Genomic DNA, 13104 nt, shown 5'->3' with positions numbered 1-13104 from the left:
CCGATTTTTAAACACGTACCGCGTCAGGGGCGGCGCCCGCTCGCCTGGCATCGCTGGTTCACTGAACAGGCTTAACCACCGGCGCTCAGCGCCTTGATCCGCGCCATGGCGTTGACTTGCTCCTTGTCCACTGCGACAGCCTTTTCGTAGGCGGCAATCGCCAGCGCTTTTTCGCCAAGCGCCTCGTATGCTTCGCCTTCGCTGTCGAAGGCATTGCCAAATTGCGGCTCGATGTGGGTCGCCAGCTTGAACAGCTCCACGGCGCCGCGCGCCTTGTTTCCGCGCAGGAGCTGGTAGCCCAGGTTGTTGAGGTTGAGGGGGCTGAGTTTGAAGTCCGGCGACGCCGCCGCCATGCTGGTATAGATCGCTTGCGCATCCTTGAAGCCGCCGTCGGCGAAGACGCGCAGGAAGTCCGATTCGCCCAGCAATGAGAATTTGGCTGGCCGGAACTGCATCGACATCACTTGCGGCGCGATTCCGTGCCGCGCCGGGGACTGTTGCAGGAATGCCCGCGCCTGGGCATCGTTTTTCAGGTAGGCGTCCAGAAAGCGGCGCACATACAGCGTGCCGCTGTGGTATGCCAGCACGACATCGGCGCGCTGGTAGTCGCCGAATGCATCGTCAGCGGAAAAGCGCAAGTGCCACGCGCTAAAGTGCGGATGCGTCATCGGATGCATGGTGCCGATGTAGACGTCGGAATACTTCATGCTGTTGAGATAGCTGATGCCCAGTTTGTCGTTGAGCTCCAGCTCCTCTGCCGACGGGGCACGGGCGCCCAATGACAGCATGGGCACGGGCGTGCGCGCCGGCCGCACATAGGTGGCGGCGCCCCATATCTTGGGATGAAACCGGATCGAACCGTCGAGGCTGACCAGGGCCTTGATGCGGCTCGAACGCGCTGCGGCAAAGACGTTGGCCATGCCGCCCCAGCTGAAACCGGTCGCTGCAACCTTGCTGATGTCGGCTTGCGGCAGGGTTTGCGCATAGTTGACAAGGAAGGCAATATCGGCGGCCTGCGCCTCGACGCCTTCGACGTCCTCCGTCATGACGACAGAGCGGGCGCCCAGGCTGCGGCTGGCGATGACCACATAGCCGTGGCTGGCCAGGTATTCGCACAAGTCCAGGTTTTCTTGTGCGGGGGCAGCGAAGCTAGGCGCGTAGATTACCACCGGGTAGATTCCTCCGGAGGGCGGGGCGTCGCGTACGGCGAGGGTGGCACTGCCGTACTGGGCTTTTTGCGGTCCCGACATCCAGGCTGCGCGCTGCCTGGCCGCCTCCGCGCCGGAAAATGCGAAGTCCACGTCGGACAGGCTGGCCGCGCGATAATCGGCCACCTGCATGCGGGAACCTGCCGTCTTCCTGGCCGGATACCAGACGAGCGTCTGGATCGCGCGCCCGCTGCCCGTCGGGAGGGGCTTGCCAAAGGCGTCCAGCTGCGCGTCCATTACGCGGCTGTAGTCATACTGCTGCACGATGCGCAGGCCGACAGCGTGCGGGCCCGCCTCAGGGATCAGCGAAAGGGGGGCGGCAGCGGCGTTCAGCGTAGCGGCCGTGCACAGGATCAGGAGGAGAAGTTTTTTCATGTCCAGGTATCGTTGTGAAGTGAATAGGTGCGCGCGGAAAAGGCTAGTGGTTTTCGAAAGTCAGCTCGAGCACGCTGTCGTCGCTCCAGTCCTGCTCCCGTAAGGGCGGCGTGAACGACGCGCCGCTGAAGGGCACGGGCGCGCTTTTGCCGTTGAAGCTGATCGTCGCAGCCGTGATGCGCCGCGGTTCGACAAAGCTGTAGGTTCCCTTTTGCGACACGAAATTGCACGGCCCGCCCAATGCGCCCATCGCCGCGCGCATGGCGAAAGGCAAGGAGTCCTTGTCGATGGCCCAATGGACTTCGCACGTCAGTCGCAAGTCGCCCAGGCGGCGGATGGTGTCGCTGGTCGCCGCGCTGCGGATGTAGGGAATCCACCGGACCGAGCCGGCCTTGCGGTTCAAGGTCAGCTCGGCCTTTTCATACAGCGGGCCCAGTTCGACGGGCAAGCCGAAGATATTGCGCTCCCCCAGCGGTATCGCCGTACCTGCCTCGTCACTTTCCAGCCTGAGCGCGATGGCGTGCATGTCGACGTCGGGACGGCGCGGTTCCAGTATGAAGCGCAATTCGGCGCCCGGCGCCAGCGCATGTTTTTCTTCGAACCGTTTTACGCCCTTGAGCATGGCACTGTAGGGCTTCCAGTCCGGATCCCGTATACCCTTTACATTGACTGACGCCGCCGCATCCTGCCCCGCTTGCGCCATGACTTGATCAGTATCAGCGTATGCCTGCGCCGCAGCGCCGCACAAGCACAGCAGAAGACCAGTTTTCTTGATTGCTCGCATCCCCGATCTTTCTACGCATCAATGGAAACGTGAGTGTAGAAAAAAACAACGCCACGAGCAAGTTATTAAGACAGAATGTGAATGGGGGATCAATGGAATGCGTGAAAGTGCTGTTTTCCCGCATTAGGCGCACCGGTATTGACGTCAGTGCCATCAGCAAGCCGGAAGCAATGACTACCGCCGCAAACAGGGCAACGGCAAAGTGATTGTGAGGGAACCCCCTGGCCGGAGGATAGTGGCCCAGCGTGAGTAGTCGCAGCATTGCCCAGCCTGGCCAATAGAACAGTTTTTCTATGACTGTTCCCAACAGGCCATACAGTAACAGGCGTACGATCCAGACGATGGCGTCGAAAATCCAATCAAGCACGGTATATCCTCGGGGGGCACAAGCAGCGGCATGGATGGCTGCAATGGTCGTCAGATAGGCTGATTGAGCTCAAGCCGCCGCCAGCCACTCCATCTTTTGCACCTGGATATGGGGATGGCTTTCCAGCGGCTCCCATTCCGGCAAAAAGACAAAGCCCTGTTTCTGGTAAAACGCCGCCGCGCGCGCATTCTCCTGTGCCACGTCGAGCACCAGCCGCGCGTGGCCGTTGCCGACGGCACATTGTTTCACGGCGTCGACCAGGCCTTGCGCCACGTCCAGACCCCGACATTCCGGATGTACCCACATGGCGATCAGATGGCAATCGCCATTGCCGGCTACCACTTGCGCGGCGAGGCCGATGGGCTGTTCTCTCTCCAAGGCGAGGAAAAACGTGCGCTGCGGCGTGCTGATGGCGCGCTGTTGCCAGTCTGCATCGCTAAGGCGGGCCGCGCTGGCGTGGCTGGTGCCAAAGGCGGTGGGGGCATCGAGCAGGGCGGCCAGGCGCGTGGCTTTCAGCGCCGGCCAGTCGGCGGCGCTGGTGGGGCGGATAATGATAGTCTTCAAATCGGCGACATTCCTCAACTGGTGGGCGCGGACGTGGACGACGATATCTTCTTGTACGCTTCTGCCAGCATCGTGACGGTCGCCACATCGTTCACGCTGCGCGCCTCGATGAGCGTTTCTCCCGCAGTGATGGTGACATCGCCGTTCGCGTAGCTGGCGGGAAAGCGCCGTTCGGTGATCTTGTTGCCGAGGATATTGCGCGTATAGCGCAGCGCGATGAGCCGCTCGCCTTCCTGTTTGATGACGATATAGTTCGGGACGGTGGTGCGTTCCAGTTTCCAGGTGCCAATAAAGTCTTCGACAGGGGCGGCGCTGGCGTGCAGCGCGCAGCAGGCGGCGAGGGCGCCCAGGAGCAGTTTCTTCATGGTGTTGTCAGCCTATGCAAGAGTGGCCTGCAGTGCAGGAAAATGCGTCCATCATGCTTGAATGGTGTGGCGCCTCTCCATGGGGTGACGCCAAACATTGAAGTATTTGACAATATTAACAGGATCGCTGCCATGCCGGCTGCGCATTTGTATTGATTTCGCGCAACTTAGGACTGGTCCCACACTTCGATGCTGAGCAACTGTCCTGGCAGGCAGGCGGCGATGCGTTCGGGATACACGGTGATACTGCCGGGCCAGCCCGTGAGTTCATCTTGCGGAAAGTCGCCATCGTGGGCCTCGGCAATGCCCGCCTGCAGCAGGGGCGCGATGATGTCCACCGGGGCCGTATAGCGGTTGGGAAAGCCGTTGAACGCCAGCTGGGTCGCCTTGCCTTGTGCGCACAGTTGGGCGATCCAGTCCGCGCCGAACAGGCCCGCTTCCCAGCTGGCCAGAAAGGCTTCCTTGTTGACTTTCGTCATATCGGCCATCTGTTCGGGCGTTTGCGTCGAGATAATGGTCCACCAGCCTGACATGGGCACTCCTTGTGAAAAGTAATATTTAACGGGTCATGGCCCGGCGCAGCACATAGCTGAGCCCATCGACGGCTGCCACCATCAGCAGCATGGCGACGATGACCGTGGCGGCACTCTGCATCTGGAACAGCGACAGATGGTACTTCAGCATCTGCCCCAGGCCGCCCGCACCGACGACGCCGAGGATGGCGGCAGCGCGGATATTGTTTTCCCAGCGGTACAGCGTGTAGGACATCATTTGCGGGCTGCATTGTGGCAAGGTCGCGTACAGGAAGGCTACGGCAGGGCGCGCACCATTGATGCGCAAGGTGGCGGCCGGCAAGGGCGGGCAATTTTCAAACGCATCGGCAAACAAGCGTCCCAGCACGCCCACCGTATGCAGGGCCAGCGCCAGGGTGCCCGCGAAAGGTCCCAGGCCGGCGGCGATCAGCAGGATCGAGGCCCACACCAGTTCGGGAATCGAGCGCAGCACGTTGAGCACCGCGCGCGTGGCATTGCGCGCCAGCTTGCCAAAACGGCCGCTGGCGGGCAGGGCCAGCAGCGCGCCCAGCACGGCGGCGATCACCGTCCCGATGGCCGACATGGCCAGGGTCTCGAAGGTGGCCACGCCGACTTTCATCAAAAAGTTGGGCGCCAGCTCGGGCGGGGCGAAGCCGTGCAGGAAGTCGGCGCTCGTGCGCACGGCGTCGGCGCTGAAGAACTCGCCCCATTTCAGGGGCAGTGTGGCGAAGCTGGCGATGACCAGCAGTACTAACCCTGCCAGCAAGGCCCAGGTCGACCAGCGCACGGGAGCGGACGCAGGCAAGGCGGGCAGCATCGGTCCCGTTTTCATGCCAACCTCCGGCGCAGCATGGCGGAAACGGCGTCAGCGCCCGCCACCAGTAACACGAAGACGATCAGCATGGTGGCCAGTTCATTGCCCGCCATCATCTTCATCGATTCATCCATGCGCTGGCCCAGGCCGCCCGCACCGACAAAGCCCATGACGACGGAGCCGCGGATCGCGCATTCCCAGCGGTAAATCGTGTACGACACCAGTTCGGCGGCCGATTCCGGCAAGGCGCCATACAGCAGGGCTTTCAAGCGGCCGCTGCCGTTGTTGAGCAAGGCGTTGCAGGCGGCGGCATCCGACGATTCGAGGATTTCCGCATACACCTTGCCCAGCATGCCGCAATAGGTGAGGGCGATGGCGATCACGCCCGCCGTCGGTCCCAGTCCCACGATGCGCACCAATAACAAGGCCCAGACCAGTTCCGGCACGCTGCGCAGCAGCACCAGCAGCGCCCGGACTGCGTGGCGCACGGTGGCGGCCAGGGGCGAGACGGCGCCGCTGCCGATGCGCGAAATCGACAGGCGCTCCGTCACCAATAACGTCAGCGGTATGGCGCCCAGCATGGCCAGCGCCATGCCGGCCGTAGCCATGGCGATGGTTTCCCAGCTGGAAATGGCCACCAGCTGCAGGAATTCCAGCGAGTGGGCGGGCGGCACGAAGCTGGCAAGGAATTGCCAGGTGGCGGCCAGGCTTTGCGCATCCCATAAAATCCACGGCTTGAATTCGGCCTGCACCAGCATCGGCCACAGCACGAGCAGCACGACGGCAGCCCCGATCAGGCGCCCGCGCCAGGCGGGATCGCGCGGCATGGCGGCGTTGGCATTCTTCAGCAAAGGGGCCTCGCCGCGTCCGGGTTCGCCTCCAGCATCTCGATCAGGGGCGCCGGATCGGCCTTGTTGCGGTACAGCTGCTCTATCATGGCGTCACTGACGTCGGCGCTGGCCGCGTCGAAGACGATCTTGCCATCGCGCAAGGCGACGATGCGCGTAAAACAGGCGCGTGCGATTTCCACCTGGTGCAGGCTGCAGATCAGGGTGGCGTTGCGCGCTGTCGCTTCCGCTTGCAGCACATGGATCGTCTGCAAAGCGAGCGTGGGGTCGAGCGCGGACAGCGGTTCGTCGACGAGGAAGACCTCCGCATCCGACACGAGCGCGCGTGCCATGCCGCAGCGCTGGCGTTCGCCGCCGGACAGGCGGTCGACTCTTGCATACAATTTGTCCTGCAGCTCGAATTTGCCCAGTGCTTCCCACGCGGCGCGCGGGTCGACGGGCGCCAGCAGGGAACGGATGGCCGTCCACAAGCTCCATTGCGGCAATCGGCCTGCCAGCACGGCGTTGACGACCCTCTGGCGCGGCGGCAGCGGCGGCGTTTGCGGCGCCAGGAACAATCGCGCGCGCAAGGCGTGGCGTTCGCCGCTGGCGATCTGCCAGGGAGAAGTGCCGAGGATGTTCAGGCTGCCGGATTCAGGGCGCAGCGCGCAGGCCAGGGTATGCAGCAAACTGGTCTTGCCGGCGCCGGAAGGGCCGATCAGGGCGATCTGTTCGCCCTGGGCCACGTCCAGGTCCAGCTCGCGCAGTGCCAGCGCATTGCTGGCGGCGCCCGCGTGGTGGACGCTGACCTTGTGAAGTTGGAATGTCATGCGATGTTTCGTTGCAAATGAGGGCTGGGGTCAGTCGCTTCGCGATCGGAATACGTCCCATTGGGACGTATTCCCCCGGCGGGTCTGACCCCGGATTTCTGCTGCGTGTCGAGAATTATTTCAACAGCTTCGCATCGCGCGCGGCCGCTTCGATATCCTTGTAGTTCTCGGCCTTGGTCGGGATGAACTTCGTGGCGCGCTGCAGTTCGAGGATTTCCTTGCCTTCAGGCGTGGAAGGGTCCAGCGCCAGGAAGGCGTCCGTCAGCTTCTTGCGCACGACGGGATTCATGTCGGCGCGCACGCTCCAGTTGTAGTCGTAGTAGCCGGGCGTCGTGTAGAACACGCGCACCTTGCTCGGATCGACCTTTTTCGCTTCCACCAGCTTTTCCCAGACGGAAATATTCAAGGTGCCGGCATCGACCTTGCCGCCGGCCACTGCCGCCACGGTGGCGTCATGCGCGCCGGAAAACGCGATACGCTTCATGTCCGTATCCGGGTTGATCTTGGCGGCCAGCAAGTAGTAGCGCGGCATCAAATGGCCCGAGGTCGACGATTCCGAGCCGAACGTGAAATTTTTGCCTTTCAGGTCGGACAATTGATTGATGTCCTTGCTGGTGGTCACGAATACGGAGCGAAATTTCGTGTCTTCCTCGCGCTGCACCAGGGGCACGATCTTGCCGCCGCTGCGCACGTTCGCTTGTACGAAGGTAAAGCCGCCGAACCAGACCATGTCGAGCTTGTTATTGATCAAGCCTTCCACGGACGCCGCGTAATCGGTGACAGGCGTGAATTCCACCTTCATGCCCAGCTTTTTCTCCAGATAGCTGCCCAGCGGCTTGAACTTGCGCTGCAGTTCCGTCGGTGCTTCATCGGGGATGGCGGACACGCGCAACACTTGCTGCGCCTGCGCCAGGCCGCTGTGGATGGCCAGGGTGGCGGCGACGGTGGCCAGGATGGCGGGGAACTTGCTCAATGAGTTGGAGAACGTGGTCATGGGACTGCCTTTAAGAAAATTGTTCATTAATATACGGAAACCCCGGTACTGCCGTCCTGCATCTCGCCGATGACAACGGCGTCGCCAAAGCCTTCGGCGCGGAAAATCGCCAGCACTTGCTCGACGGCTTCCGGCGCACACGCCACCAGCAGGGGGCCTGCCGTCTGCGGGTCCGTCAAAATCGCCTTGTCGATGGCGCTCAGGCTGTCGGCCAGCGCCACTTGCGCGCCGTAGCCCTGCCAGTTGCGGCCGGAGGCGCCCGTGATGTTGCCATTCTGCGCCAGTTGCTGCACTTGCGGCAGCAGCGGCACGGAATCCATGGCGATACGCGCCTGCAATTTGGCGCCGCGCGCCAGTTCCAGGGTGTGGCCCAGCAAGCCAAAGCCCGTTACGTCCGTCAGCGCATGCACGCCGTCCAGCAGGGCCAGTTTCTTGCCCGGGGTATTCAATTTGGTGGTGTTGGCTATCAGCGAGGCGTAGCCATCCGCGTCCAACGCATTCTTTTTCAGCGCGGCCGACAAGATACCCACGCCGATCGGCTTGCCCAATACCAGTTTATCTCCGGCGCGCGCGCCCGCATTGCGCTTCACTTGCGAGGGGTGGACCAGGCCCAGCACGACCAGGCCGTAGATCGGCTCGACGGAATCGATGGTGTGGCCGCCCGCGATGGGAATGCCGGCCTGGGCGCAGATGGTTTCGCCGCCTTTTAATATGAGGCCGATGGTTTCCACGGGCAGCTTGTTGATTGGCATGCCCACCAGGGCCAGGGCCATGATGGGGGTGCCGCCCATGGCGTACACATCGGAAATGGCATTGGTGGCGGCGATGCGGCCAAAGTCGAACGGGTCGTCGACGATGGGCATGAAGAAATCCGTGGTGGCGATCAGCGCCTGCTCGTCGTTGAGCTGGTAGACGGCCGCGTCATCCGAAGTTTCTATGCCGACCAGCAATTCCTTCGGCAGGGGAAAGCCGCCGCTGCCCTTTAAAATGTCGGCCAGCACGCCGGGCGCAATTTTGCAGCCGCAGCCGCCGCCATGGGCAAATTCGGTCAATCGGATGGGGGTTGGAACGCTATCGGACATGGTCGTCATCCTGCTCAAAAAGGTCATTGGAAGCTACGCCGGCGCTTACGCGGCGCTGGCGGTACGGGGTTCGCCGACGATAGCACATAATGCACGCGCGGCTTGCTCAAAGGCATGTTCTGAAATATCGGGCAAGACCAGCGGCGTCGCCTGGGCGTAGCGGCTGAAGTTGCGGGCGATCGATTGCCGGTAGACGGGGTCGTAATGCTGCACCAGCAACTCTTCCACCAGCTCGGCCATGCGGCCCGAAGTGGCCAGTTGCTGCCAGTGGGCAATTTTCTCCTTGCCATGCAGCTGCGTCAACAGGGCCAGCTGCACGTTCAGGCGGGCCGGGTCGCCGACGAAATGCGCATAGTCTTGCATCAGCAATTGCACGCGCTGGGCCGTATCGAGCCGCACGTCCGTGCAGGCGGAAGCACGCATCTTTTCCATCAGCGCATCGGGCACGCGCAAACGACCCACTTTTTTGCTTTCGGACTCGATGAATACAGGCAGCAATGGGTCAAAAGTACGCAGTTGCTGCCACAGCGCGCTTTCAAACGCTTTTTGCGCTGGTTGCTCTTCCTCGGGCAAACCGCCCAGCACGGAGCCGCGGTGGGCCGCCAGGTCTTCCAGGTCGATGACTTGCGCGCCTTGTCTGTCGAGTACCTGCAGCAAGCGGCTCTTGCCGCTGCCCGTGGGGCCGCACAGCACGTTGATGAAGTCGAAGCGCTCGGGCAGGGTGGCCAGCGCGGCGTTCACATGGCGCCGGTAATCCTTGTAGCCGCCCTCGAGCTGCGTGACGGGCCAGCCGATACGCGCCAGGATGTGTGCCATGGCGCCGCTGCGGTTGCCGCCGCGCCAGCAGTAGACGAGGGGCTTCCAGTCGTGCGGGTGGCCCAGAAAACCCTCTTCGATATGCCGCGCGATATTTTTCGCCACCAGCGCCGCACCCAGCTTCTTCGCTTCGAAGGCGCTCGTCTGTTTATATAAAGTGCCCACGCGTACACGCTGCTCGTCGTCCAGCACGGGCAGGTTGATGGCGCCCGGCAAGTGGTCTTCCGCGAATTCGGACGGGCTGCGCACGTCGATGATGGCATCGAACTCGTGCAAGCGGGACAGGATGTCGCTGAAAGGCAGGACTGCAGGGTATTTCATCGTGGCGCGGCTGCTTGGAATGGGGAAAGACGTATTATCCCCGATAAAGGCCGCTGGCGTGGGGCTTTGGCGCCGCGCCTCACCGCCGCCCTTACACTGCCCGCTCAGGGCCGGCATCTTGCATGCCGGCAAAGAACTGGACCAGGCTGTGCGGCGCCTCGTCGCCAAAGCACAGGTGCAGGATGCGCTTGGACTCCGCCGCAGCCACGCTGCTGCGCGCAAACAGCGCCGTTTCATACGCCAGCAGGGCCGCGTCCATGTCGCCCGGCTGCGCGGCAAGCGCCTGCGCCAGCTCGGCGCCATCGAGCATGGCCAGGTTGGCGCCTTCGCCGGCCGGCGCCATCAAATGGGCAGCGTCGCCCAGCAAGGTCACGCCCGCAACGCGCTGCCAGCGGTGGTCGACGGGCAGCAGGTGCACGGGACGGGGCACGGGCGGCGTGTCCGCGTCCGTGATCAGGGCCGTCAGCGCGGGTGCCCAGCCGGCAAATTGCGCGGCGATGCAAGCCCGGGCGGCGGCGGGATCGGCAAAATCGATGGCGGCCAGCCATTCCTCGGGCTTGCTCAAGGCCACATACGCATGCAGCACGCCATCGGCTTCCCGGTGCGCCTGGATGCCTTTTCCCGGCGCCAGCGCGAACAGGGCGCCCGCGCCCACGGCTTGCGCGCTGGCCTGGTGGCGACGGTCGCTGTCGAACAGATACGTTTCGATGAAGGCAATGCCGCTGTACCCGGGCTGCGCGCTTGAGAGCAGGGGCCGCACCCTGGACCAGGCGCCGTCCGCGCCCACCAGCAGGTCGCTGGTTGCCGTGGCGCCATTTGCAAAGCTCAGCATGTGTTGGCCGCCGTCCATGGTTGTGACGCTGGTCAATTTATGGCCCCAGCGCACGCAGCCGTCAGGCAAGGCATCGAGCAGGATGCGGCGCAGTTCGCCGCGCGCCACTTCCGGCCGGCCACCGGTGCCATCGTCCCCCTCGTCGAGCAAAACGGTGCCGTGCTGATCGAGCACGCGGCTGGCCTCGCCGCCTGCATGGATGAGGGCGCGGAAGGCGTCATGCAGGCCAGCCGCCCGCAGCGCTTGCTGGCCGCTTTCCTCGTGGATATCGAGCAGGCCACCCTGGCGGCGCGCCTGCGGCGACGCATCCGCCTCATATACTATGGCGGCGATGCCGTGGACGTGCAGCACGCGGGCGAGCATCAGCCCGCCCAGGCCCGCGCCGATGATGGCGATATGCATGGTGATCCTTGAGGGTAGTGTCCAAAATGTTGGTGGAACAGCGTTCCAGAGGAATTTTGCGGCAAGCCAGCATCTGTGTCAAGATAAGCGATGTCCAATACTGTAGCGCCCCCTCCACGACGCGCCGATGCCCTGACGCGCGACACCATCATCGATGCCGCCATTGCCTTGCTCGATACAGCCGGCGAGGGCGGCCTGACCTTCCGCGCCCTGGCCACGCGCCTGTCCACGGGGGCGGGCGCCATTTACTGGCACGTGGCCGACAAGGATGATTTGTTCACGGCGGCCAGCGACGCCATCGTCACCCGGGCCATGGATGCCGCCCCGCAAGGGACTACGCCGCAGGCGGGCATACGCGCCGTGGCGCTGACCATCTTCGAGGCCATGGATGCGCATCCGTGGCTGGGCTCGGCCCTGTCGCGCGCGCCGGGCCAGCTGCCCAGCGTGCGCATTCTGGAACGCCTGGGCCAGCAAGTCGATGCCCTGGGCGTGCCGCAGCACAGGCAATGGCTGGCAGCATGCACCTTGTTGAACTATTTGCTGGGCGTGAGCGGGCAAAATGCGGCCAATGCCGTCATCGCCAGGGACAAGGGCCTGGAGCGCGCGCATTTCCTCGACAGCCTGGCGGGTGCGTGGTCACGCCTCGATGCGCAGGCGTTTCCGTTTGCCCGCAAGGTGGCGGGGCAGTTGCGCACGCACGACGACAGGGAGGATTTTCTGGCGGGAATCGACCTGATCGTGCATGGCATGCAGGTGCTGCAAGCGAACCGCTAGCCCAAAAGATGCCCCAGCAGCGGTGCCAGCAGCACCGTCACGACGCCCGAAAAAATCATCGTCAGGCTGGCCACGGCGCCTTCTTCCGTGCCCACGCGGCGCGCCACGGACAGGCCAAAACCGTGCGCGGCCGCGCCATACGGCGCGCCACGGGCGATACGCATGCGCAAGGGCAGCAGTTTTAACAAGGGTTTGCCCAGCATCAAGCCGAACAAGCCCGTCATCACGACAAAAATCCCCGTCAGCTGGGCCGAGCCGCCCATGTGGCGCGACGCTTCCAGCGCGAATGGCGTCGAGACAGACCGCGCCAGCAGGCTGCGCGCCATGTCGCCATGCACGCCCATCAGCCGGTCCAGCAGCAGGGTGGCGGCGACGGATGCCACGATGCCGGCGCAGCTGCCCAACGACAGGGCCAGCCAATGCTTGCGAATCAGCTTGCGCTCCTGGAAGATGGGCAGGGCGAAGGCGATGGTGGCCGGCCCCAGCAGCCACGGCAGCCAGCGCGTTTCGCCGAAGTACGTGGCGAACGGCGTCGAGGTCGCCTGCACGATGACGATCAATATCGCCGAGGTGCAGATGGCGGGCGTCAGCAAAAAATGCGGGTGGCGGCGGTGCACAGCCTGGTTGCCATAGAACAAGACCAGGGTCAGCAGCAAGAACAGCAGGGACAGAATCAGGGTACTCATGCTGCCGCCCTGGCTGTGCGCTGGCGCACGAGTTTTTGCAGGCGCAGCTTGCGCTCATAACGGCACACCCATTCCACCGTCAACGCCGTGGCCAGCATCACGCTGGCAAAGCCCAGGCCGATATTCACGAACAGCATCAGACCCTGCGATTTCAACAGTTGCGTAAATTGCACCACGGATACCACCAGCGGAATAAAGAACAGCAGCATATTGGCCAGCAGCCAGTTCGCGCCCAGTTCGACGGCGGCAGGCCGCACCCAGCCCGACAGCAGCAGGGCCACCAGCACGAACAGGCCCACCACGCCGCCGGAAAACGGCAAATGCAGGGCGGATGCGGCCTCGTCGGCCAGCCACCAGGCGGCAATCAGTATGCCCACTTGCCACGCGGTCTGCGCGGGCTGGCGCCAGGCAGGGGCGGACGGCAGGGCGGGGGCGGGATGGATGGAATGCTGCAAGGCTGGTGCTTTCACGGCGGGCTTTCAAACGGCTGGGGGAAGTCTTCATTGTAGTGACCCAACATCAAAAGATAA

Annotated in this window: 16 protein-coding genes; 1 reads left to right on the top strand and 15 read right to left on the bottom strand. The window is 63.5% G+C overall.

Going from position 1 to position 13104, the window contains the following annotated elements:
• Window positions 1-71 precede the first annotated feature (71 nt).
• From CLU92_RS07450 to CLU92_RS07390, 13 genes are all read right to left on the bottom strand, one after another.
• Window positions 72-1583 carry a dienelactone hydrolase family protein gene (locus tag CLU92_RS07450; protein ID WP_101481347.1) on the bottom strand — a complete coding sequence of 504 codons (1512 nt, stop codon included), beginning with the start codon at window positions 1581-1583 and terminating at the stop codon, window positions 72-74.
• 43 nt (window positions 1584-1626) lie between these two features.
• Window positions 1627-2205, bottom strand: a complete 579-nt coding sequence (locus CLU92_RS07445; RefSeq protein ID WP_143452557.1) for a hypothetical protein — start codon at window positions 2203-2205, stop codon at window positions 1627-1629.
• Between the two features lie 94 nt (window positions 2206-2299).
• Window positions 2300-2734, bottom strand: a complete 435-nt coding sequence (locus tag CLU92_RS07440; RefSeq protein ID WP_101481345.1) for a hypothetical protein — start codon at window positions 2732-2734, stop codon at window positions 2300-2302.
• 69 nt (window positions 2735-2803) lie between these two features.
• Window positions 2804-3298 carry a GNAT family N-acetyltransferase gene (locus tag CLU92_RS07435; RefSeq protein WP_101481344.1) on the bottom strand — a complete coding sequence of 165 codons (495 nt, stop codon included), beginning with the start codon at window positions 3296-3298 and terminating at the stop codon, window positions 2804-2806.
• A gap of 14 nt (window positions 3299-3312) precedes the next feature.
• Window positions 3313-3663, bottom strand: a complete 351-nt coding sequence (locus CLU92_RS07430; RefSeq protein WP_101481343.1) for a hypothetical protein — start codon at window positions 3661-3663, stop codon at window positions 3313-3315.
• 167 nt (window positions 3664-3830) lie between these two features.
• Complete coding sequence (locus CLU92_RS07425) at window positions 3831-4196, bottom strand: hypothetical protein (protein WP_101481342.1); 366 nt, start codon at window positions 4194-4196, stop codon at window positions 3831-3833.
• 25 nt (window positions 4197-4221) lie between these two features.
• Entirely contained in the window at window positions 4222-5028 is an 807-nt protein-coding gene (phnE, locus tag CLU92_RS07420; protein WP_257561014.1) for a phosphonate ABC transporter, permease protein PhnE, read from the bottom strand.
• Window positions 5025-5837 carry an ABC transporter permease gene (locus CLU92_RS07415; RefSeq protein WP_101484549.1) on the bottom strand — a complete coding sequence of 271 codons (813 nt, stop codon included), beginning with the start codon at window positions 5835-5837 and terminating at the stop codon, window positions 5025-5027. The genes phnE and CLU92_RS07415 overlap by 4 nt, the downstream gene beginning before the upstream one ends.
• A gap of 17 nt (window positions 5838-5854) precedes the next feature.
• Complete coding sequence (locus CLU92_RS07410; RefSeq protein ID WP_101481340.1) at window positions 5855-6667, bottom strand: phosphonate ABC transporter ATP-binding protein; 813 nt, start codon at window positions 6665-6667, stop codon at window positions 5855-5857.
• Window positions 6668-6782: 115 nt separating this feature from the next.
• Complete coding sequence (locus CLU92_RS07405) at window positions 6783-7661, bottom strand: putative selenate ABC transporter substrate-binding protein (RefSeq protein ID WP_180338451.1); 879 nt, start codon at window positions 7659-7661, stop codon at window positions 6783-6785.
• Window positions 7662-7687: 26 nt separating this feature from the next.
• Window positions 7688-8743, bottom strand: coding sequence for a selenide, water dikinase SelD (gene selD, locus CLU92_RS07400; protein WP_101484547.1), 1056 nt, complete (start codon window positions 8741-8743; stop codon window positions 7688-7690).
• Between the two features lie 45 nt (window positions 8744-8788).
• A complete protein-coding gene (gene mnmH, locus CLU92_RS07395; protein WP_101484546.1) occupies window positions 8789-9880 on the bottom strand; it encodes a tRNA 2-selenouridine(34) synthase MnmH in 1092 nt (363 codons plus the stop codon).
• Between the two features lie 91 nt (window positions 9881-9971).
• Window positions 9972-11114 carry an NAD(P)/FAD-dependent oxidoreductase gene (locus CLU92_RS07390; RefSeq protein WP_257561013.1) on the bottom strand — a complete coding sequence of 381 codons (1143 nt, stop codon included), beginning with the start codon at window positions 11112-11114 and terminating at the stop codon, window positions 9972-9974.
• A gap of 90 nt (window positions 11115-11204) precedes the next feature.
• On the opposite strand from CLU92_RS07390, the gene CLU92_RS07385 reads away from it, so the two are divergent.
• Window positions 11205-11888, top strand: a complete 684-nt coding sequence (locus CLU92_RS07385; protein ID WP_101481338.1) for a TetR/AcrR family transcriptional regulator — start codon at window positions 11205-11207, stop codon at window positions 11886-11888.
• Here CLU92_RS07385 and CLU92_RS07380 read toward each other — a convergent pair.
• Together CLU92_RS07380 and CLU92_RS07375 are read right to left on the bottom strand one after the other, a co-directional pair.
• A complete protein-coding gene (locus CLU92_RS07380; protein WP_101481337.1) occupies window positions 11885-12574 on the bottom strand; it encodes an LrgB family protein in 690 nt (229 codons plus the stop codon). The two genes, CLU92_RS07385 and CLU92_RS07380, sit on opposite strands and share 4 nt — an antisense overlap.
• A complete protein-coding gene (locus CLU92_RS07375; RefSeq protein ID WP_257561012.1) occupies window positions 12571-13044 on the bottom strand; it encodes a CidA/LrgA family protein in 474 nt (157 codons plus the stop codon). The genes CLU92_RS07380 and CLU92_RS07375 overlap by 4 nt, the downstream gene beginning before the upstream one ends.
• Between the last annotated feature and the right edge of the window lie 60 nt (window positions 13045-13104).

The sequence above is a fragment of the Janthinobacterium sp. 61 genome (assembly GCF_002846335.1).
In the GTDB taxonomy this organism is placed as follows: domain Bacteria; phylum Pseudomonadota; class Gammaproteobacteria; order Burkholderiales; family Burkholderiaceae_D; genus Janthinobacterium.
Note: the sequence above shows the minus strand (reverse complement) of the source record. Positions and strands in the feature narration are given on the sequence as shown.